This window comes from Algoriphagus zhangzhouensis (assembly GCF_900148515.1).
GTDB lineage: Bacteria > Bacteroidota > Bacteroidia > Cytophagales > Cyclobacteriaceae > Algoriphagus > Algoriphagus zhangzhouensis.
On the sequence record NZ_FRXN01000002.1, the window covers coordinates 656,051 to 678,650 of the forward strand.

Genomic DNA, 22,600 nt, shown 5'->3' on the forward strand with positions numbered 1-22,600 from the left:
GTACGTATAATAGGAGCTTTCGTGAGGACACGAAACCAGACGGATTTGAAAATCTATCAAATGGAATTCAAATCTTGCCTTCCAATAATGGCCATGATTTCGACAATCCCATTTTCAATTCTAAAGTAGATACTGTCTGATCCACAAACGCATCGCCTATATCCTTCTTTTACAAAATCGACAGACTCGAAGGAATAAGGCCTTTGGGCAATAATGTCGAAATATTGAAAAAATGAATTGAAATATTTGTCAGCCTGAGCCATTCCAAATCGCTGGACACCATAATGATGAATACGAATCAAGTCAGCCTTGGCAGCATTGCTTAAGCGATATTCAGCCATTTAGCATTGCCTTTGATTGAGCCAAAATCTCTTCTTTACTCTCAGCTGTAAACCCACTTGATTCGGCTTTTTCTAACTTTTCTCGGATCCAATCAATTTCTACCTGCTGCTTCCTGGCCTGGCGAATCAAATCATTGACCAATTCACTTTTGCTGGAATACTCCTCTTTATCCACTTGGGATTTTAGCCATTCATCATTTGGCTTTGTCAAAGTGATACTTTGTCTAGTCATAGCAATTTCGTTTGATGTAAATATACACCAAATACGTATCAAAACTGAAATTTCTTGAGTTCCTCGGAATTTGCAATTCCGAGGTTATACCATAGGATTTAAAATCCGCAACTAAATATTCAAAATGGAACGAGTTCCAACTTCCCTTTTCTAACGCCATGAAAATCACAAGCACTGCTCCATAAGTATTCCTCTTCCTTTTCAACAAGCCCACCTCTCACAGGATTAAGGTGAATGTAATTAGATTTTTGATTAAAAAACTCCAAACTATACACCTCTTGCCCATAATATCCTTCTTCCCAAAACCAAATTCTATCATCGTAGCTTAACATGCTACAAATCCAATCTTTTCGGCTTTCCTTCAAGTTACTTTCAATAGATTGAAAAATATTTTTTGAGGTGAATTTTTTAAAGTCTCGGATTATATCACTCAGATTTTCATCCCTAGCCCGTAGAATTAAATGACAATGGTTAGTCATTAAAACCCAACAATAGATCTCCAAACCTTTATGGTTTTGGCAATACTTGAGACTTTCTATAAGCTTTTCTCTATACAAATCTCTGGTAAAAACATCGACCCATTGATGTACCGTAAACGTCACAAAATGAACCGCACCTTGGTCTTTAATTTGATACGCAAATACCACTTAATAATTTAGGTATATAGGATTATTAATCCTACAATCAAGCTTCGGAATTCCGAATAACAAAGGATATATAAAAGGCTTCGTGAGGACACGAAGCCGGGCGGCATAGAACTGGGCGAAATAAATCAAAAAAGCCTTGAGAATTAATTTCTCAAGGCTTTTTTAGGATTCGGACATTCAATTTCCGAGATTATATCTTTTCGAAAATTCTTCTGAAGCTGGTTGCCTCAGCGATTTTGCCATGCAATTCAGAGATGGAAACTCTTTCTTGCTCGGTGGTATCTCTATGTCGGATAGTAACAGTATTGTCCTCCAAAGTCTGATGATCCACTGCAATACAGAAAGGTGTTCCGATCAAATCCTGACGGGTATATCTCTTCCCAATTGAAGCAGCATCTTCATAGATGATGTTGAAATCATACTTCAACATTTCCACGATTTCCTGAGCTTTCTCTGGCAGGCCATCTTTCTTGGTAATAGGAAGGATAGCAGCTTTCACTGGAGCAATAGCCGGATGGAATTTCAAATAGGTTCTGCTCTTCTCTTCAGTTTTTTCTTCAGTGAAGGCATTACAAAGGGTCAACAGGAACAAACGATCTGCACCAATTGAAGTCTCAATCACATAAGGAATATAGTTCTTGTTGATTTCCGGATCGAAGTATTGTTGCTTCTTCTTGGAGAATTCCTGGTGGGATTTCAAATCGAAATCAGTTCTAGAGTGAATCCCTTCCACTTCTTTGAAACCGAAAGGGAATTCATATTCGATATCCATGGCAGCATTGGCATAGTGAGCCAGCTTCTCATGGTCATGCTTTCTCAATTTTTCAGCCGGCGTACCCAAAGCCAAATGCCAGTTCATACGGGTTTCAGCCCATTGCTTGTACCATTCCAATTCGGAACCAGGACGTACAAAGAATTGCATTTCCATCTGCTCAAATTCACGCATACGGAAGATAAACTGACGGGCAACGATCTCGTTTCTGAAAGCTTTACCAATCTGGGCAATCCCAAAAGGAACTTTCATTCTGGCAGTTTTCTGAACATTCAGGAAGTTGACGAAAATCCCCTGAGCTGTCTCTGGACGCAAATAGATAGTGGAAGCATCCTCTGCCACCGAACCCACTTGAGTAGAGAACATCAAATTGAACTGACGAACATCCGTCCAATTGGTAGTACCACTGATCGGACAAGCGATACCGGTATTCACGATCAAATCACGAACCCCTGCCAAGTCTTCCGCTTCCAGCAATCTTGCCAAAGCCGCAGTCAATGCCTTTGCCTCGTCTTCTTTTCCTTCATTTTCCAATTTGGCAGCATGCTCCTCAACTAACACATCAGCGCGATAACGCTTTTTGCTGTCTTTGTTGTCAATCATAGGATCATTGAAAGAATCCACGTGTCCGGAAGCTTTCCAAGTAGTCGGATGCATAAAAATCGCTGCATCAATCCCCACGATATTGCCATGAAGACGAGTCATGGTTTCCCACCATAGACGCTTCAGGTTGTTTTTCAACTCAACCCCATAAGCACCATAATCATAGACTGCCTGCAGGCCATCATAGATTTCAGAACTTGGGTATACAAAACCATACTCTTTGGCATGGGAAATAATATCTTTCAATTGGGCGTTTTCCGCCTGGTTCGCTGTCTTTGCCATAGGGCGCAAAAATAAAGAAACAAATTGATTTGCAGGAAGAGAAATGGAAAATCAAGCCTTTGAAAAGCAAAATCAGGTAGTAAATGGATTAAGTATTCAGTTTGAAGTGAATAGATTCAATATTTTCCCACATATCTAAATAGAAAAACACACTGATTTTCACAGGTTCTTAATAAAAAATCCCACCTCCTTAGAAGTGGGATTTTACTTATCTATTTTTATTTCAGTCTATTCGATCGAAATCATAGTCTTATGGATTTTTTTCCATTGCCCTGTATCGTCGAGTGAATAAATCAAGTAATTTGTTTCGCCTCCAAAAGACTCCACTATTAAAGCAAACTTGTCATTCTCTTCATTAGAAATTACAATTGGCTTTGTAAAATACAGGATAGTAGACTTGCCTTTTCCTTTCTTAATTTGCGAACTAATCTTACTTTTTATGATTTTTGAAGCCTTATCATCCTTTAGTTCAAGCTCAATTTTTGATTTCGCATTATCCTCCCCTAATAAACTATCCAAATCTAGATTTCTATTTAGGGCGAATAGATCCGAATATTCAACTTGCTTAGGGTCTAAATCCTTATAACTTTCAAAGCCCTGAGAGCTCCAGGACAGAAATTTTCTATTTACCTCACAAGTATTTCTTTCTTTAAGCAATTGATCTATCAATGAATACTCTAAATCTTGAGCAAAGACACTTTTAGAAGAAATAATTAAGGCAAAAAGAATAATTGATCTGAATATGAGGTTTACCTTTAGCATAAGTATTGAAAGTTTCCTTATTTATTATATTTTGAATTCTAAGTCTTTCGGATTGAGAGCTAACTCTCTCTTCGAAAACATAATTTCAATCATACCACTCCGATTAATAGGTTATTATATATATATATGGATTATCGAATCGACCAACTTAATTGAATCAAACTTAGGACAACATAGTCCAGTGCTTATTTGTATAGTTCCATCTCCGAATCGGTAAAATTTAACTTTAATACCGATTCGTTCAGTATCTAAAAATAGCTCTTTGAATAATTCAAAGAGCTATAAAAGGAACCTACATGTCTCTAAATAATACTAACTGTAGCTTTATGAATTTCAACCCATTTTCCTTCAAATAGTCTAAATAGTTTTAAAGTTTCATCTCCACTTTCTCCGAAAGGGCCTATAGTCCTTACCAAAACAAATCCATATAGAATATCTTTTTTCCCTCTTTGAATTAAGGGGTAGGAAAATTGATACAAAATATTATGATCTTCACCAGGACTAATCAATGCTTGTTTATTAACAACTTTCTTTGTTTCAAATGATAATGGACCTTGCTCTTTAAGTTTCTTTTCAAAATTCAATTTTTGATGTTCATCAAATAAACTATCCAGATTAAATTTCTCGTTTCCAAATAGAAAATCTGATTCAAATGCCATTGAAAATTCATTAAAATTCGTAAATCCTTCTTCTTTAAAACTAAGAGCTGTAGTAGAAACAGTCTTGCTTTTCAGTCCATCAAGCATTTGATTAAGCAGGTCGTATTCAAAACAATTCCCCACGAAAAAAATAATCAAATTAGTTACAATCCAACCCTTTAGCATAGCTGTTATTAGTTTTCTCGTTAATCATCAAAAATAGAAAGCTTCCTAAAAACGAATGTTTTTTAAACCTCCTAAAGGCTACATAGTGGGGGGGGGGGGTACTCTTAATTCTCATAAAATTTTGGGTTTATTATTAATTTTTTCGCAAAACTATGTTCTTATCTATACATAAGCAACAAAATCCAAAAAATAATCGATTTAATTATATATTGAGAAAATTATTGTGCTTTAAAACATTTTTTAATCCCCTGCATTACAGAACCTTAACCAATAATCATAAAAAAATCCCACCTCTCTCGAAGCGGGATTTTTAGATTTCAGACTTAATATTTCTGATTTATTTTTTGCTTTCCGCTACCGCGTGATGGGCAGCTCTAGCAGCAAAAGCCATATATGTCAAAGAAGGATTTTGAGTTGAAGTTGAAGTCATGGATGCTCCATCTGTCACATAGACATTAGGTACTGCATGCAATTGATGATTGGCATTCAACAAAGAGGTTTTCGGATCTTTCCCCATTCTTACTCCTCCCATTTCATGGATATCCAATCCCGGACGTCGATGATCGTCATTCACTCGGATGTTGGTAAATCCTGCCTTCTCAAACATATCAGACATTTGCTCCTGATAGTCCTTGATCATTTTCTCATCATTGTCATCATAATCGATATTGATGCTCAATAATGGCATTCCCCACTCATCTTTTTGAGTTGGATCCAGCTTCACATAGTTGCTCTCCTTTGGAATGGTCTCACCCATCATATGTGATCCCACATACCAAGGTCCATCCTGATCCGGATTCAGCAAATTGTTTTTCAGGTCCATTCCCAACCCTTCGGTATTTGGCCTGACGCCGCGGCTTGCAGAAAATCCTGCTGCATATCCTCTCAAGAAGTCTGTTTCTTGCTTGTGGACATTTCTAAATCTTGGGAAATAGCCGCTAGTCGGTCTTCCTCCAGATGTGGTGTATTCTGAATGTCCTTCATGAATTCCTGAAACCTGCGCTCTGTAGTTATGGAAAGCAACATACTTACCCAAAAGACCACTGTCATTGCCCAGGCCATTCGGGAATCGGTTGGAAGTGGAGTTCATCAAGACCAAGTTGGAGTTTAGAGCCGCTGCATTTAAGAAAATAACATCTGCATAGAATTCCTCCACTTCTTTGGTCAGTCTATCGATGACTCTGACACCCGTAGCCTTTCCTTTTTCATCATCATAGATGATGGACTCGACCACTGCATCCGGTCTGAGGGTCAAGTTCCCCGTTTTCAAAGCCCAAGGAATGGTCGATGAATTGGAGCTAAAATAGCCACCAAAAGGACAACCTCTTTGGCAAAGGTTTCTGTTTTGGCACATGGTTCGGCCTTGCTGCGCATAGAAATCCACATTGCCATGGATGTGCGCGCATCTGGCAGAAATCAAATGTCTGTCTCCTCCATAATGCTTCTTCAATTGATCCGCAAAGTGCTTTTCAACGATATTCAGATCATAACCAGGCAAAAACTCACCATCAGGAAGCACATCGATTCCATCTTTGAAACCGGAAACTCCGGCAAACTTCTCCACGTGGCTGTACCACTTTTCCAGATCCTTGTATCTAATTGGCCAATCGACAGCAAAGCCATCTCGTGCAGGTCCTTCAAAATCCAAATCAGACCATCTTTGTACCTGACGAGCCCAAAGCAGGGATTTTCCTCCTACCTGATAGCCACGAATCCAGTCAAATGGTTTCTCCTGAACGTAAGGATGCTCCTGATCTTTCACGAAAAAATGCATAGCATCTTCCCGGAACGCATAGCAGCGACTGACTACTGGATTGTCCTTTTTGATATCCTCAGGAATCTGACCTCGATGCTCAAACTCATATGGAAGCATATTCGTAGTCGGATAATCTTTGACATGCTCTACATTTCGGCCTCGCTCCAACATCAAAGTTTTGACACCTAAGTCACAAAGTTCTTTCGCTGCCCATCCTCCACTGATTCCGGAGCCGATTACTATGGCTTCATAGGTTCTTTCTTGTTTGTTGCGAATGTTCAGGTTAGCCATTGATGCGAGGTTTTTGGATGTCGGAGATCAATACAGCCCCATTGTAAGGACCAGGAATTAAAGAATAAGGGATAACTTCTGTTTGGATATACTCGGAAGCCATATAGCCTTGAATAGTCAATCTCTTCGTATTGTTTAGGAAAAATGCGATATCCTTTTGCTTTTGTCCGGCTTCTGAATCATCTCCTTCCAAGGAAAGTCCTTCCTGAATTTTAGCCTCTCTTTCTTTCACAGAAAGTCCAGCAAAACCAGATCCTGCAAATTCAGGGAATGCTTTTAGTCCATTAACAAATTTCCCTTGGGCTTCTTCGGTGTAGCAATCATTGACCATCACCAAAATAAAATCGGGCACGGCTATATCTAAAGCTCCTTTGATTTCTCCAGAAGGAATTATTGTATTGGAAACTACTCCCAAGAGTTCTTTTTGGGAAGCAGTAACTTTTAATTTCTCATAAGCGGCAAGAATATCATCGCTACTGAAATCACAGGAAGGAATCAGGGCAAGTCCTCCTGAGATTAAAGCGATATGCCGCAAGGCATGACGTCTGTTCATAGGTAATTGGTGGGGGTTTATTAGCAAATTGACCGAGAAAGTAGGGATATTTTTCCTCAAAAACCCATTTTCCTCGATCAATTCAATCTAACAGTATTTTATTTGGTTAAAACTCCCAATTCTGCCAAGGTTGCCGGATTTCCATCTGCCGTTTTAACAGCTTTGATTTTGATCCATTTGGCTGGGGTACTATCAAAACGGACTTTCTGCTCAATCGGGCTATTGACCACATTTGAAAACTCACCGCTTGCTACTTCTTTCCACGATTTTCCATCCTGACTCACTGCAAATGCATAATTCGTAATGTGCCCGCTTGGATATCTAGCCTGCATTGGGAAATAGCTAAATCCTTGAATTTCCAATGTCTCGCCCAAATCAACGATCAGCTCATTGTTTTTTGTAGTCACATAGGAATGGATATTTTCATCCAATGCTTTCTCGCCGTTTTCAGCATTAGTTTCCCATTTTGCTTTAGGGTAATCCAAGTCCACTCGCTTCGGATCACTAGCTTTTCCTGAAACAGGATCATAAGTGATGGTTTGTAATGTAATGGCTTCATCAACTTGAATTGGCGCAGAAAATTTCTGAGAAGAATTACTTGGCGCTGATCCATCCGTGGTATAATAAATATCCAATCCTTCGTCAGGAGATACCAAAGTCAAGAGACCTGATTTGTCTCTTTTCACATCCGGAGCCAAAAGCAATTTTGGAGCATAGTAAACTCCAAGTTCGGAAATCACCGGAATACCTTTTCCATCTTCGAAATTGATTCGGATTTTCTCTGCAGTCACATCAGGGAATCTCAAAATTCTCTTGTAACCTACCGTAGTTCCTTCTGCGATTTTCTCCCAAGCACCATTGACTTCTTTTTCCAATGAAAAAGCTTTCACTCGCTGACCCAATGTGGTATATTCTTGCAAAAGAAGACGGTTGAAAGAGGTCTCTTTTCCAAAATCCAATTCCAAACTAGCTTTTGCACCAGCTCCATCTTCCAAGGTCCAATAGGTTTCATAGTCGCCATCCGTAGTCAATTCTGCCTCATAGCCATAGCCACGGTCAGCACTTGCAGAAATAGAGGCCTGAGGAGCTAAATTATTCGCAAAGTCTTCTTTGACCTTGGCAGCCATTTTCAAGATTGCTGCTTCATCATTTTCATGAATCAAACCTCTCGTATCTACTGGGAAGTTGATCAACAAGGAAGAGTTTTGTCCAATACTTTTATAAAAAATCTCCATCAAGTCTGGCAGAGATTTGACCATATGGTCTTCGTATTTATGATAATACCATCCCGGGCGGATACTTACGTCCGCTTCACCTGGAACCCAATAATTTCCATTCTCCTGACCTGGCGCCCACTTTTGAGAATATTCAGGCATTCCTGCATAAATAGAATCTCTTTCCAAATTGGACCAAGTAGTCTCATAGGCGAAGCCATGCTCATTTCCGATCCACCTCACATCTGGACCGCCATCTCCAAAAATCATGGCGGTTGGTTGAAGCTCTCTCACTAACTCGATGACAGATGGCCATTGATAGTATGATTTCTTATCAACCTTTCTACTTTCATTGGCACCACCATACCAACCGTCACCACCATTGGCTCCATCAAACCAAACTTCACTGATTTCACCATAGTTGGTCAAAAGTTCAGTTAGCTGATTTTTCATATAGGTCCTGTACTCAGGCTTTCCATAGTCCGGATGATTTCTGTCCCAAGGGGAATAATAAATACCGACTTTCAAACCGTATTCTCTACAGGCATCTACAAATTCTTTTACCAAATCACCCTTTCCATCTCTCCAAGGGCTATTTTTCACTGAATGCTCTGTGTATTCAGAAGGCCAAAGTACAAATCCATCATGGTGCTTGGCTGTAATGATCAGTTGCTTCATTCCTGCCTCCTTTGCAATTCTTGCCCACTGTCTTGCATCCAATTCCGTAGGATTAAATTGCTCTGGTTTTTCATCTCCAAATCCCCATTCCCGATCAGAGAAGGTATTCATATTGAAGTGAACGAAACCATAAAATTCCAATTCCTGCCAAGCAACCTGGCGCTCATGTGGAACAGGTAAAATGGGTTCTGGTGCAGGAGCCTTTTCCTGGCAATAACTTAATCCTAAAGCCAATAGAGGCCAAGCATATCTTTTCATGTATTCCAAATTTTAGGGCATTTTACCTAAATTAAAGTAAAATTTAAAGCAAGTGATGGATAGATTTTTAAAATTATTTAAAAATGGAAAAAAGTCCCCCACCATTCAGGGAATAAAAAAATATCCAGATCCCCAATTATGAAATTAATTTCAAGCTGGTCGATATTTATTTTTTCCGTTGCTCGAAAACAAAAACCCCTTTTTTGTTGGCAATCACTACATCCCGCAATCCATCTCCATTGATGTCTTCAGCCACCACATTCAAACCTACTCCAGAATCATCATCAATTTGGTGAGCTTTCCAAATGGGGTTTTCACCAGGAACGAATTCAAACCAATACAAATAGGAAGGTTCCAAAGCACCGGTTCCTTCTCTCATATGAGCGTAAAAGCGCTTCCCGGTAACAAAATCCTTTTGCCCATCTCCATTCATATCCTCAAAAGCCACCGCATGAGTTTCCGACATTTCTTCAGTCAGCAAATGGGGAATGAACTCCTGATTGGATCCATTACCCTTGTTTTCATACCACCAAATTCCTCGTTCATGAGCTGAAGCTCCAAACACATCCGTCGCTCCATCCTGATTAAAATCAAAAGCATTCAAATGAGATTGCGGCTCACCCAAATTTGAAGGGTGCCAAGTCCAATCAGGCTGAGTCGGATTGCCTGGGTTTTCCCACCAACCTTCACGGATGATCACGTCTGGGTTTTCATCACCATTCATATCGGAGTAGCCCAATCCATGGGAAAAATTCTCAGAACCAGGTGTGCCGGGCAGGCTGATGGTATATTTTTTCCAAGATTCATCTCCGGGAAAAGTCGGCGCTTTGAGCCAGATCATTTGCTTATTGGCTACATCTCCGCATAAGATATCCTTGCGACCATCTCCATCTATATCCACAAAATTGGGAGACTCATTTCCGACCGTTTCATGGATCATATGAACTTTCCAATGTCCTTCTTTCCCTTGGGGATTCTCATGCCAGTAAACAGCCTTTCCTGGAAAGTCCACCCGAATCAAGTCAACCCAACCGTCTTGATTGACATCCAGGTCAAAGTTGAGCATGGAATTACTCCATTCCTTTTCTGGTACATAAAGTTTGGGCTCGTAGATTTCATGCCTCTCCCAATTGGGTGCCTCAAACCAATAAGGGCCAGCCATTACATCAATTTTCCCATCCCGGTTCACATCCCCAATAGCTACTCCCTCGGACACAAAATCTGAAAAAAGCACTGTCTTCTTGAAGGGAATATCCGCACTTTGATCTCGATCTGCCATCAATTGAGCTTCACAGACAACAGATGTGACCAAGGCTATTGAGAAAAGAAAAATATATCGTTGAATCTTCATTTGATTGAGTTTGAAAATGTACAAGGTCCCAGGTACAAAGTACCAAGCAAGGGGGCCTGAGATTATTTCTGGGTTAATAAATAAGCGATTAAATCATCGAAATCTTCTTCGGAAATACTCTCCCCAAAACTGTCCGGCATCAGCGTGTATTGGGACACTTTCTTTTCCTGAATCAGATCCTTTGAGACCGTGAATTCCTGTCCACTGGCATCTGCATAAACCTCCAACTCACCTTCATCTCTTCGGAATAATCCACTTTGGACTTTTCCATCTTTCAGAGTGACCGTATAAGTTTTAAAAGCCTGGGAAATATTCCGATTGGGGTCCAAAATCTTCTCAGTCAAAGCTCTTCTTCCCCAGTTGCCAATTCCATCCAGTTGAGGGCCGATGATCCCTCCATCTCCTTCGATCTGATGGCAAATCGTACAGGTATTGATAAACATAGCTTTTCCGTTTTCCAGATCTGGTTTGGGAACAAATCTTGCCAGTCGGGCATCAATCAATTGTTGCCTTTCTTCTAAAACCGACTCCATTCCGGAAGTTAAAGCCACATAGTCTCGGGTTTGTGCCGGACTCATATTCGCTAACAATTGCTCATTGACTCCTCGATCCAAAAGAATTCTCGGAGAGATATCGCCATCCTTAGCCAGTTTCAATAATTGATTTCGTCCTTGATTGGAATTCACCAAAACAGATGCGATGGCAACCTGAAGGCTAGAAGGTGCGGTTGGCAAGGCCTCAAAAAGCATTTCCTGAGTTCCGGAATAGCTAGAGTTTCCAATATTCCTCGCAATTTCTTGCCTTAAACCCAAGTTTGAATCTGAGTCCAACAAAATTGACTCAACCTGCTCTTTGTTTCCATTGGGATTGATATCCAATAATGCCTTTGCCCCCATGGCACGAGGACGATTTTTGGCCCAATCTGCAGCCAAAAGATCTCTCAATCCTGATTCATAGGAACTCAGTTTATTTTCACTTGCCAACTGAGCTGCGAAAATCTGCTGTCTGGCGACTTCTTCGAAGTACTCATATTCCTCGTCCGCATGGGCCGAAGGTTTATCTGCAACAGGAGTTGGTTTTTGATCCAGGTTTTCCAAGAAACCTCCCGCAAAGCTCAAAGCCCATTTTTTCATGGCTGGAGAATTAGGATTTCCTCCACGTTGGCCAATTCCAGTTTGGATGGTTTGATACAGCGCATATTGACCGGCTGGATCCCCATCAAATTTTTCCTGAATAAAAGAGATCACTTGACCCAATTGGCTTTCTGGCACAAATCTTCCCACGTGACCCATATACCCCAACATGCGATCATGAGAGACTTCTAGCTCCTTGAGGTTGGAAAAGATAAATTCTGAAGCTACCCGAGATGGTACATCCGTCATTGCATCCATCAGTACCAACTTTTCTGAATCTTGCCAATCTCTTCCAATTGCGCTTTGAAGAATCTCTGGATTTTTCAGATGATCTCTCAAGCCAATCAGCAAAGTATATTTCAAATGGCTGTCTGCCTCAGGCGTTTTCAAAATTGTCGCAACCAAAAATTGAATATTCAACTTACTTGGGTGCTTTACCAGCACATCCGCAGCAGCTCTTTGAGTATGCGGGTCTGGATATTGGAGTCCATTTAATGCTAAGTTTTCTTTTTCCGGATCCAATTCAGGATACTCTGCCAACACTCGATAGGTATGAACTCTGACTTCCTGACTTTCGCTTTCAGCGGCATGTCGTAGTTCTGGAAATGTCAAGGCATCCAACCTTTTCAAAGCCCAAAGAGCATGTACTTTTTGCTTAGGTTTTGCATTTGGATCAGCCAGAATCGCCTTCATTGGAGCAATGGCCTTTTCTCCTTCAAAATCCACCAAACGATCAGTGGCCAACATCCGATGATGAAAAATTTCACTTCCCAATCCTTCTATCAATTGATCGATTGTTGCCTGAGACCAATCCACTTTTTCACCAGCATCCCCTTGGTAAGTAATCCTCCAAATTCTCCCGCTTTTTCGATCCCTTCCTGGATGATCCAAAGGCACTTCATAATGGCCGATAATCCGGTTGTAAAAATCAGCGATATACAAAGCTCCATCCGGACCGATTTTGATATCAACTGGCCTAAACCAAGGATCTTCACTGACCAAAAAGTCCTTTTCACGAATCGCCTGTGGGGTAGAACCCACATAATCCACGGAATTTCTACTTACACGGCAAGCTACCACATCTCCGGAGTAAAAGCTATTTCGATACTCTTCCGGAAAATCCAGTCCATTGTAATATTCCAGTCCAGAGAGTGCCGTCGAACCAATCTGATAATCCATCATCTGAGGTCCAAAGCCCAATCCTGGGGCCTTCTTTCCGAAGTGGGGATAATCCCCTTGGTTGATGATCTGATAAATCGGCATAGAGTGGCAATCCGCCGAATAGATATAGCCCAAATCATCCACCGCGTACCCAAAGGGATTCACTCTTCCATAAGTCGTCTGCTCCACTCGGCTTCCATCAATTTTGAATCGGAATGTATTGCCGGAAGTCATGTGAATGCTATCTCCATCTGCTCCGGCGATATGCGAAGTATTGCGAAAGCCATGAGATGCATGAATCCAGCCATCCAGACCGCGCATGAAATTATTGATCATGCCATGGGTATCCTCATGTCCAAATGGCCCCAACAAGACCTTTTTTTCATCATATCGATCATCTCCATCCTGATCTTCAAAAAAATAAATATTGGGAATACTGTAGGCGATTGCACCTCCTTTGACAGGCATGATCCCGATTGGAATATTCAGATCACTGGCAAAATCTATAAACTTATCCGCTTTGCCATCTCCATTGGTATCCTCCAAAATCGTGATTTTGTCGGTTCCTGAGCCAGTTGAGGCTTCATAGGGATATTCGATCGAATGGGTCACCCAAAGCCTGCCTTTATCATCAAATTCCATATTGATAGGCTTGGTAATATCCGGCTCAGAAGCATACAGATTGATTTCAAATCCCGGGGGCAAATGAAAACCAGCCATCTCTTCTTCGGGCGTCTGATAATCTGTCACTCTGATATGATCTTTAAAAAGCTCTGGATCCACAAAAGAATCTGGATCATACTCTTCCTCACTTCGCTGAGGTGCCTGACAGGAAAAAATCAAAAAAAGCATCAGTAATAATGGCAAGCCATTTTTCATAGATTGATGGGTTAGGTTGGGTTGGTAATTCTGGCTTTTTCAAACCAAATTCCTTAGAAATTATTCCTTTAAATGCTGAAATCCAAGACCTTCCTGTCCAAGGGTAGAATTAATTAGATCAAAAAACCAAAATCCCTAAGATCAAACTCAAAACTCACCTTTCTCCAACTTTTCCTCCCTACTCTCCATCAATCCTAGTATTTTTCCAGAATGAAAAACACCCTGACCCTTTTATTCTTTTTAATAACAATAGCGACCCAAGCCCAAATCCAATTAAACATCACAGATCAGGTGACTGGACAAGCCTTGGAAAATGTCAGAGTTCGGCCAGAAAATCAAAAATTCCTGACCACTAATGCCAGCGGAATAATCGCCATTCCGGGAGATGGAATCCGCATTTCTTTTGCCAAAGAAGGATATGAATACTTGGAAAAATGGTTTGAAGCGGGGGAATACCAAGTAGAATTGATTCCTGAAGTCATGAATCTATCCGCGGTTACAGTTTCAGCTTTTGAGTCAGAAAGACCACTTTTGGAGCAATCAGCTGCTATTATCAAAGTAAACGAACGTGATTTCGCCAGATACAATGAGATTTCTCCGGTCAATGCATTCAATCAGAAGGCCGGTGTAAGAATTGAAGAAAGAGCTCCTGCCAGCTATAGAATTTCTATCCGTGGAAGTTCCTTGAGAGCCCCATTTGGGGTGAGAAATGTGAAGGTATATTGGAACGATGTTCCCTTCACCGCTCCTGATGGAACCACAGCTTTAAATCTCTTGGATCTTTCCAACATCAAAAGTTCGGAAGTCGTGAAAGGCCCATCCGGAAGTATTTATGGAGCAGGAAATGGCGGAGCAATATCCCTTTTCAGTCAGCCTAATTTGAATTCAAATAGGATTTCAACAGATCTTTTGACTGGAAGCTATGGACTGATGAAATATAGACTCGGATTGACTCAGGCTATCGGAAATGGAGGAATCGAGGCTTCTTTCGTCAGCCAAAAGTCAGATGGCTATCGAGAACAGTCTGCTGTGGATAGAAAAGTCTTCCAATTGGGCGGCTATTTCCCAATTTCAGAAAAGCAGGAAATCCGAACGCAGATGCTTATTTCGGATTTGAACTACCAGATTCCGGGAGGTCTCAATGCCGATCAATTGGCTGAAGATCCAACTCAAGCTCGTCCCGGGTCAGTAGATCAAAACAGTTCTGTCGCTCAAAAAGCATTACTACTTTCCATGGGTCATGTTTATCGCTTTTCTGAAAAAACCCATAATAGCACGACTCTCTATCTAAACACCAATGATTTCAAAAATCCATTCATTTTGGATTATAAAAAGGAGCTTGGGTTTGGCTATGGGGCAAGAACCAAGTTCACCCATGAAAGTCAATTAGGAGGGAAAGCCCTACGCATGATTTTTGGAGCAGAATACCAAAACAGCTGGACGGATGCCCAGAATTTTGGAAACAGATCGGGAGTCGCTGATACAGTTCGATTTGCTGATAAACTACGCGCCTATCAAGGTTTTCTTTTCCAACAGGCAGAGTTGAATTTCACAGAGAAAATCTTATTCACAGTCGGATTGAGTGAAAACTTCTCCGGATATGAAATCGACCGTCAAATCGATGCCTCTGGAGGTCCGACAGGAGTAAACAGCCGCACATTTGATCCAGTTGTCGTTCCAAGACTTGCCCTAAACTATGGCATTTCTACTTTCAGCTCAGTCTATGGATCTGTTAGCGGCGGATTTTCCCCACCAACAATCGACGAGGTAAGAACCAATGAAGGAAGTGTCAATCTGGATTTGGAAGCTGAAAAAGGAACCAACTTCGAAGTGGGTTATAGAATGGGGAAAGAGAAATTCAATGTGGAATTGATCGCCTATTATCTAAAACTGAAGGAGACGATTACTACCTATACCAATGAAAATGGAGTGGTGCTATTCCGGAATGCCGGAGCAACGGATCAAAAGGGAATCGAAGCTTCTCTGGATTATGCAATCTTGAGAAATGGAGATGGATTTTTGAAAGATTTCTTGGTGGGAACAGCCTTTACTGGGCAGTTTTTCGAGTTTAAAAACTATCAAAAGGGAGACAATGACTTCTCTGGAAATGAACTGACAGGAGTGCCAAAAACCAATTTAGTAACAAGGTTAGATCTGAGAACACAGCCGGGAATCTATCTGAATCTGACTCATCAATACACTGGAGAAATCCCACTCAACGATGCCAACACCGTTTATTCAGATCCTTTCAATTTGATCAATGCACGATTGGGATATATCCGCACTTTCCAAAACTGGGATTTTGAAATCTTCGGCGGTGTGGACAATCTCTTGGATGAATTGTATTCTTTGGGCAATGACCTGAATCCATTCGGGGGAAGGTATTATCAACCAGCTCCAGCTAGAAATTATTATGGAGGAATTAAGGTCGCCTTTAATTACTAACCTTAGGGATTGAGATTTTCAATCCCTCTTCCACGATTTCGACTGGATAAATTTCCAATTCTCTACACATCCCTGCTTTTACGGCTCCGGTTTTCAAATCAAATCGGTAAGAATGAAGTGGACAAATGACTTCCTTTTCCTCTGAAATATCTCCAGGAATCAAAGAAGTCATTCGGTGAGGACAGGTACTTTCAAAAGCAAAAAACTCATCCCCAATTCGGGTTATTCCTACTTTCAAACCATCCAGATCAACCTGTCTGATTTCCTTTTCAGGAAACATCTCATGAAGCTTGGTTTGGGGAAAAGGAAGAATAAAATTTTTCATTGCGCTATTTTACCTAAGAAAAGCCACCATCGACACATAAAGTGTTGGTTTTTCGGTATTTGTTTTGGAATTTACTGGAAAGACATCAATCAAAACTCAATCTAGGCTTCAGAGGATTTTTCATTGTTTGGGGCCACAAATTAAAATAAGCCCATGAAAAATTTTCTGTTAATCCCCCTGCTTTTTGTGATTGGTTTGGTAAATGCACAGACTCTGGATGGAGCCTGGAAAATGACTCACCAAAATGGACAGCCCATTACTGAGGTTGAGTACATCAAAATTTATCAGGATGATTACTTCGCTTTTGGAGCCAAAAAAGTAGAAGACAATCATTTCATAGGAGCTGGGGGAGGTCCTTTCACCTGGGATGGAAAGAACTATACCGAGACTTTGGATTTTTTCACCTTGGACCCATTTCAAGTAGGAACTGTCAATAAGTACAAATTGGATTATGTCGATGGAAAAATTGTGATTTCCTCAGAGATCAAAGGGAATATGTTGGTGGAAATCTGGGAAAGAATTCCTGCGGAGCAAGATGATTTGACAGGAAACTGGGTAATCACGGGAAGAAAAAGGGATGGAGAAATTTCCAGAAGTACGCCAGGCGCCAGAAGAACCATCAAAATACTTTCTGGGGGTAGATTCCAGTGGGTAGCATTTAATTCCGAGACTAAAGAATTTTCCGGATCAGGTGGCGGCACCTACACTGCCAAAGACGGAAAGTATACTGAAAACATCACCTTCTTTTCTCGAGACGATTCTAGAGTGGGAGCAAGTTTGAGTTTTGATTATGAAGTCATCGATGGAGAATGGCATCACAGCGGTTTAAGCTCAACAGGAAATCCTATATACGAAATCTGGACTCCTTATGCGATTGGGTATAATCCGGGGAATTAAAATAATTGAAATATGCTTCGCGAGATAATGTCGCTTCGCTCCTGAAATATGCCTTCGGCGAGATAGAAATCTGTGACTTTTTCTGTGCCAATCCGTGGGAACAAAAAAATAGCGCGAATCTGCAAAGCAAATCCGCGCTAATCTGGGGGAGTAAATCCTTTCAGCTCCCTTGATTTTTATGCCTCTACTGCGTAGAGCTCTTTTAATTTTTCAACTGCGTAGTCTACATCTTCGATGGTGTTGAATCGGCTGAAGGAGAATCGAACTGAATCTCTTTCTGGACTATGATTCAATGCTCTCAAGACATGAGATCCCACTGTTGCCCCAGAACTGCAGGCAGATCCACCAGAAGCAGAAATTCCTGCCAAATCCAAGTTAAACAACAACATCCCAGCATTTGCTTCAGATGGTGGCAAGCTCACATTCAAAACCGTATATAAGGACTTTTCCAAGTCAGCAGACAATCCATTGAATTCCACATCTGGAATACCAGCTTTCAGACTTTCGATGAAATGCTTCTTCAACGCTTTCACGTGAGTTTCATGACCAGCCATATCTTCATAAGCCAATTCCAATGCTTTCGCGATACCAATGATACCAATCACGTTTTCCGTTCCACCTCTCATGTTTCTTTCCTGAGCTCCACCGTGAATGAAAGGATGGATCTTCTTGTCTTTTCTCACATACAAGAAACCAGATCCCTTAGGTCCGTGGAATTTATGTCCACCAGCGACAATAGAATCGATAGGCAAAGATTTCAGATCATGAACATAATGTCCCATGGTCTGAACAGTATCAGAATGGAAGAATGCTCCATATTCCTTTGCCAAGGATCCGATTTTATTCAGGTCATTGATATTACCAATTTCATTGTTGGCATGCATCAAAGAAACCAATGAATTAGGATTCGCTTTCAGGCTTGCTTCCAGCTGATCCATGTCGATTACACCCTGCTCATTGACATCCAATTTGGTCAATTTGATTTTGCCTTTTTGCTCACAAACTTCCAAGGTGTGCAATACAGCATGATGCTCCAAAGGAGAGGTGATGGCATGGGTAATGCCATGAGTTTCGATGCCGCAAACCAAAGCCGTATTATCCGCCTCAGTTCCGCCTGATGTAAAGAAAATCTCAGCTGGAGTGGCATTCAGCAACTCAGCAACTTTCTTTCTTGATCTTTCGATAGCAGTTCGTACCTCACGTCCATGACTGTGCACAGAAGAAGGGTTTCCATAATGGTCCCTCATAAACGGCAGCATGGCTTCGATCACTCGATCGTCCATTGCTGTTGTTGCGGCATTATCAAAATAGACTTTCATCTCTCTATAAATTGGGTTTGTATTCTATTTTCAAAGCAAAGAAGCTGAAACCACCTCTTTGATATCCTGCATGATTTTCTTAGCCAAATGTTCAGCGGTTGCTTCAGAATCAGACTCAGAGTAGATTCTGATAATCGGCTCAGTATTGGATTTTCTCAAATGCACCCACTCCTTTTCAAACTCGATTTTTACACCATCGATGTCATTGATAGGATGCTTTTGGTATTTGGTTTTGATTGCCTCCAGAATACGATCCACATTGATCTCTGGAGTCAATTCAATTTTATTTTTAGAAATATAATAATTCGGGTAAGAAGCTCTTAATCTGGAGATTGTCTTTCCAAATTTAGCCAAATGAGTCAAGAATAAACCGATTCCTACCAAGGCATCTCTTCCATAGTGGGAGGTTGGGTAAATGATTCCACCGTTTCCTTCACCACCGATCACCGCATCTACGGCTTTCATTTGGTTAACCACGTTCACTTCACCCACTGCGGCTGCTGTGTAAGCTCCACCTCTTTTTTCAGTCACATCTCTCAATGCTCTGGTTGAAGAAAGGTTGGAAACGGTATTTCCTGGTGTTTGTGAAAGCACATAATCTGCAACAGCCACCAAGGTATATTCTTCACCAAATGGAGAACCATCTTCGGTGATAAATGCCAAACGGTCTACATCTGGATCCACAACGATACCAAGGTCAAAGCTTCCTTTTTCCAACTTTTGAGAAATATCTCTCAAGTTTTCAGGGAGTGGCTCAGGATTGTGAGGGAAATGACCATCAGGAGTACAGAACATTTCTTCAATTACTTCTACTCCCAAAGCACGAAGCAATTTAGGAACAGCAATGCCTCCGGTGGAATTGACTGCGTCCACGACAATTTTGAAATTACGGGCTTTGATGGCTTCCACATCTACCAATTCCAAATCCAATACATGCTGGATATGACGATCGATATAGTCATCAACAAAAGTGTAAGCCCCCAATTTTTTCACCTCAGCAAAAGTGAAATCATCATTTTCAGCTTTTTGAAGAATGTCTTTGCCTTCAGCATCTGAAATAAACTCTCCTTTGGAGTTCAACAATTTCAGAGCATTCCATTGAATAGGATTATGGCTGGCAGTAAGGATAATCCCTCCACCGGCTTTTTCCAAAGGAACCGCAAATTCAACTGTAGGGGTGGTGCTCAGACCTAAATCAATCACGTGGATTCCCATTCCCTGTAGGGTGGCAGAAACCAAACGCGAAACCATGTCACCAGACAATCGGGCATCCCGACCGATAACAACTTTCGCATTTCCGGTTTTTTCCAAAACCCATGCACCATAAGCAGATGCAAATTTGACTACATCAATGGGAGTGAGACCCTCTCCAGCTTTTCCTCCAATAGTACCTCTGATACCAGAGATAGATTTGATTAACGACACGTACAGAAGTGAATTAAGTACAACTTATTAAAAAATCCCGCCCAAGCGGGATTGAAAATTACTTGAATTTGGCTAGGACCTTGTCGACTTCATTGTCAGGATTTCCGCAGCTGCTGTTGGCATCCACAGTTTTTCCGCAATAGCTGCAAGTTCCGCCATCTTTATTTAGATAGGGATTTTGGGAGGCACAGGTGCCTTTGAATTCTCCGTTTTTAAGGAATAAGAGCCTAACAGACATCAAAACGAAGAATAATGCCACAAAGCCCAGGGTTATTAATACTGTTGTCATAACGGATAAATTTGCGCAAATTTAAAGCTTTACTTCGAAAACGACCACAAATCAAACTTAGTTTCCCACGCAATGTCAAATTTGAGTACTCGGGCTGAACAATTAGCAGCCTTTGACAGACTATTAACGATCATGGATGAGCTTCGAGCCCAATGCCCTTGGGACATGAAGCAAACCACTGAAAGCCTGAGACATCTGACGATTGAGGAGACTTTTGAATTGTCCGACGCAATCTTGGATGGCGATCCCGAAGAAATCAAAAAGGAACTCGGGGACATCCTACTTCATATAGTCTTTTATGCCAAAATTGGTTCCGAAGAGGGCAATTTTGACGTAACTACCCTCATCGATGCACTTTGCGAAAAGCTAATTCGCCGTCATCCCCATATCTATGGTGATACTGAGGCCAATGATGCGGAGACTGTTAGCCAGAACTGGGAAAAGATCAAGCTGAAGGAAAAAGGGAATAAATCCGTTCTTGGAGGAGTGCCTCGTTCTCTTCCAGCCTTGATCAAAGCGATGAGAATCCAGGAAAAAGCCAGAGGTGTAGGTTTTGACTGGGAGGAAAAGCATCAGGTTTGGGAAAAAGTGGAAGAGGAAATGCAGGAGTTCAAGGCTGAATTCAATGCAGCCGATGATAAAGAAATAGACCAAGAAAAAGCCAGCGGAGAGTTCGGAGACTTACTTTTTTCTCTGATCAATTATGCGCGATTTATTGATATCAATCCCGAAGAGGCTTTGGAACGAACCAACAAAAAATTCATCAAACGATTCCAGTACCTAGAAAATGCAGCCAAAAATGCCGGAAAGAACCTTTCTGACATGACATTGGCAGAAATGGATGTCTTTTGGGAAGAAGCGAAGAAGCAGTGATTCAGTGGGCAGGGGTCGGTGAGCAGTTGGCAGAGGTCAGTCTACAGTTAGTAAAGTGAGGTTTTATAAGTGGTGAGTGGTAAGTGGTACGTCATTGCGAGCCTGCCTTTCAGCAGACTGGAAGGAAGGACGAAGCTATCTAACTCGACAAAGCTGCATCTTAAATCAAAAAGATAGCCCTTCGGGCAGATAATTAAAGATAGCTGCGCAGATAGAAAATTATCTCGCCGAAGGCTTATCTCAGGAGCGAAGCGACAATATCTCGCGAAGCGTATCTGATAGAATTAATCCCCCTTCCCCCCTTGCAAAGGGGGAATTGCTTCATTCTCCTAATTGATTCCTTATTTATTTTTTCAGTAAAGCTCTATTTCTATTCTATTTCGCCGAAGGCCTATTTCCACCATATTTCGCGAAGCGTATTTCAAATTTAGACTGCCACGTTCCGCAAGCTCCACTCGCAGTGACGATTAACTCGCCGTCATTGCCAATCTCTTCCAATTCTCCTTATTTTTGAACCTACTTTGTACCTTGTACTTTTTACTTGGTACAAAAATCTAGTTACTTTAAAATAATATGGCAAACCAAATCATCTTTACCCCAGAAGCTCCGGCTCCAATTGGACCTTATTCTCAGGCAGTTTTGGCAGGAAATACTTTGTATGTATCCGGTCAGATTCCTTTGGATGCTGATACCGGCGAACTAATCAATGAAAATATCACGGAAGAAACTCACGCGGTGATGAAAAACCTGGAGGCTGTTCTTCGTGCTGCTGACTTTGGCTTTGGCGATGTGGTGAAGTGTACCATTTTTATCAAATCCATGGATGAGTTTGCCACAATCAACGAAGCCTATGGACAATATTTCAAAAGCAATCCTCCTGCACGTGAAACGGTAGAAGTTTCCAAGCTTCCAAAGAATGTGAATGTGGAGATTTCTTGTATTGCTGTGAAGTGATAAAAGTTGGGAAGTTGGAGGTAGGATGTAGGAAGTTTATCTAAACACGAAATCGCTGGCTTTACTTCTTTATTCGAGATTGAGAGAATTGAGATTAAGAGATTGTCCATGGTCCATAGACGATAGAGGATTCCAAAACTTCATTATTCGCTATTCATCATTCGGTGTTCAATATTTCAGAGATTGGAGATTTAGAGATTGAGTAGTTGAAAGGTTGGAAAGTGGCAAGGTTGGAAGGTTCTTTTTTAATTGAAAAATTGGAAAATTAATGCCGGTCACCCTGAGCGGAGTCGAAGGGTAAACTGACGGACTAAAGTATAATTTCATTATTCGAGA

19 protein-coding genes are annotated in these 22,600 nt (G+C 41.2%); 4 read left to right on the forward strand and 15 right to left on the reverse strand.

Annotated elements, in window-relative coordinates; all coding sequences use genetic code 11:
* Positions 1–56: 56 nt before the first annotated feature.
* The 11 genes from BUF13_RS08765 to BUF13_RS08815 all read right to left on the reverse strand — a co-directional run bounded on the left by BUF13_RS08765 (position 57) and on the right by BUF13_RS08815 (position 13,737).
* Complete coding sequence (locus tag BUF13_RS08765) at positions 57–341, reverse strand: type II toxin-antitoxin system RelE/ParE family toxin (RefSeq protein WP_073571394.1); 285 nt, start codon at positions 339–341, stop codon at positions 57–59.
* On the reverse strand, positions 334–573 hold the full coding sequence (locus BUF13_RS08770) for a ribbon-helix-helix domain-containing protein (RefSeq protein ID WP_073571395.1): 240 nt from the start codon (positions 571–573) through the stop codon (positions 334–336). The genes BUF13_RS08765 and BUF13_RS08770 overlap by 8 nt, the downstream gene beginning before the upstream one ends.
* A gap of 119 nt (positions 574–692) precedes the next feature.
* Positions 693–1,220: an REP-associated tyrosine transposase gene (locus BUF13_RS20880; RefSeq protein ID WP_073571396.1), complete on the reverse strand. Its 528-nt coding sequence runs from the start codon at positions 1,218–1,220 to the stop codon at positions 693–695.
* Positions 1,221–1,410: 190 nt separating this feature from the next.
* Positions 1,411–2,877 carry a glycine--tRNA ligase gene (locus tag BUF13_RS08780; RefSeq protein ID WP_073571397.1) on the reverse strand — a complete coding sequence of 489 codons (1,467 nt, stop codon included), beginning with the start codon at positions 2,875–2,877 and terminating at the stop codon, positions 1,411–1,413.
* Between the two features lie 228 nt (positions 2,878–3,105).
* A complete protein-coding gene (locus tag BUF13_RS08785; RefSeq protein WP_073571398.1) occupies positions 3,106–3,639 on the reverse strand; it encodes a hypothetical protein in 534 nt (177 codons plus the stop codon).
* Between the two features lie 302 nt (positions 3,640–3,941).
* Positions 3,942–4,463, reverse strand: a complete 522-nt coding sequence (locus BUF13_RS08790; RefSeq protein WP_073571399.1) for a hypothetical protein — start codon at positions 4,461–4,463, stop codon at positions 3,942–3,944.
* A 337-nt stretch (positions 4,464–4,800) separates the two neighbouring features.
* A complete protein-coding gene (locus BUF13_RS08795) occupies positions 4,801–6,510 on the reverse strand; it encodes a GMC oxidoreductase (protein WP_073571400.1) in 1,710 nt (569 codons plus the stop codon).
* Positions 6,503–7,063, reverse strand: coding sequence for a gluconate 2-dehydrogenase subunit 3 family protein (locus BUF13_RS08800; protein WP_073571401.1), 561 nt, complete (start codon positions 7,061–7,063; stop codon positions 6,503–6,505). Before BUF13_RS08800 ends, BUF13_RS08795 begins: the two co-directional genes overlap by 8 nt.
* Positions 7,064–7,161: 98 nt before the next feature.
* The gene (locus BUF13_RS08805; RefSeq protein WP_073571402.1) at positions 7,162–9,213 is read right to left on the reverse strand and encodes an alpha-L-fucosidase; all 2,052 of its coding nucleotides are present in this window, start codon (positions 9,211–9,213) and stop codon (positions 7,162–7,164) included.
* 166 nt (positions 9,214–9,379) lie between these two features.
* The gene (locus tag BUF13_RS08810) at positions 9,380–10,564 is read right to left on the reverse strand and encodes an FG-GAP repeat domain-containing protein (RefSeq protein ID WP_073571403.1); all 1,185 of its coding nucleotides are present in this window, start codon (positions 10,562–10,564) and stop codon (positions 9,380–9,382) included.
* A gap of 62 nt (positions 10,565–10,626) precedes the next feature.
* On the reverse strand, positions 10,627–13,737 hold the full coding sequence (locus BUF13_RS08815) for a PVC-type heme-binding CxxCH protein (RefSeq protein WP_073571404.1): 3,111 nt from the start codon (positions 13,735–13,737) through the stop codon (positions 10,627–10,629).
* Positions 13,738–13,947: 210 nt separating this feature from the next.
* Between BUF13_RS08815 and BUF13_RS08820 the strand changes: the two genes are divergently transcribed.
* Positions 13,948–16,182: a TonB-dependent receptor family protein gene (locus BUF13_RS08820; protein ID WP_073571405.1), complete on the forward strand. Its 2,235-nt coding sequence runs from the start codon at positions 13,948–13,950 to the stop codon at positions 16,180–16,182.
* On the opposite strand, the gene BUF13_RS08825 is transcribed toward BUF13_RS08820, so the two are convergent.
* A complete protein-coding gene (locus BUF13_RS08825) occupies positions 16,172–16,507 on the reverse strand; it encodes a Rieske (2Fe-2S) protein (RefSeq protein WP_073571406.1) in 336 nt (111 codons plus the stop codon). The two genes, BUF13_RS08820 and BUF13_RS08825, sit on opposite strands and share 11 nt — an antisense overlap.
* Positions 16,508–16,660: 153 nt before the next feature.
* Between BUF13_RS08825 and BUF13_RS08830 the strand changes: the two genes are divergently transcribed.
* A complete protein-coding gene (locus tag BUF13_RS08830; protein ID WP_073571407.1) occupies positions 16,661–17,404 on the forward strand; it encodes a hypothetical protein in 744 nt (247 codons plus the stop codon).
* A gap of 176 nt (positions 17,405–17,580) precedes the next feature.
* On the opposite strand, the gene BUF13_RS08835 is transcribed toward BUF13_RS08830, so the two are convergent.
* From BUF13_RS08835 to BUF13_RS08845, 3 genes are read right to left on the reverse strand one after another with little or no spacing between them, the layout of a single operon-like run.
* A complete protein-coding gene (locus tag BUF13_RS08835) occupies positions 17,581–18,723 on the reverse strand; it encodes a cysteine desulfurase family protein (RefSeq protein WP_073571408.1) in 1,143 nt (380 codons plus the stop codon).
* Between the two features lie 30 nt (positions 18,724–18,753).
* Positions 18,754–20,148, reverse strand: coding sequence for a phosphoglucosamine mutase (gene glmM / locus BUF13_RS08840; protein ID WP_073571409.1), 1,395 nt, complete (start codon positions 20,146–20,148; stop codon positions 18,754–18,756).
* A gap of 58 nt (positions 20,149–20,206) precedes the next feature.
* Complete coding sequence (locus tag BUF13_RS08845) at positions 20,207–20,437, reverse strand: hypothetical protein (protein WP_026956058.1); 231 nt, start codon at positions 20,435–20,437, stop codon at positions 20,207–20,209.
* A gap of 72 nt (positions 20,438–20,509) precedes the next feature.
* Here BUF13_RS08845 and mazG point away from each other — a divergent pair, with 72 nt between their 5' ends.
* Both mazG and BUF13_RS08855 read left to right on the forward strand, forming a co-directional pair.
* Positions 20,510–21,310, forward strand: coding sequence for a nucleoside triphosphate pyrophosphohydrolase (mazG, locus tag BUF13_RS08850; protein ID WP_073571410.1), 801 nt, complete (start codon positions 20,510–20,512; stop codon positions 21,308–21,310).
* Positions 21,311–21,883: 573 nt separating this feature from the next.
* Positions 21,884–22,264, forward strand: a complete 381-nt coding sequence (locus BUF13_RS08855) for a RidA family protein (protein ID WP_073571411.1) — start codon at positions 21,884–21,886, stop codon at positions 22,262–22,264.
* The last annotated feature ends 336 nt before the right edge of the window (positions 22,265–22,600 follow it).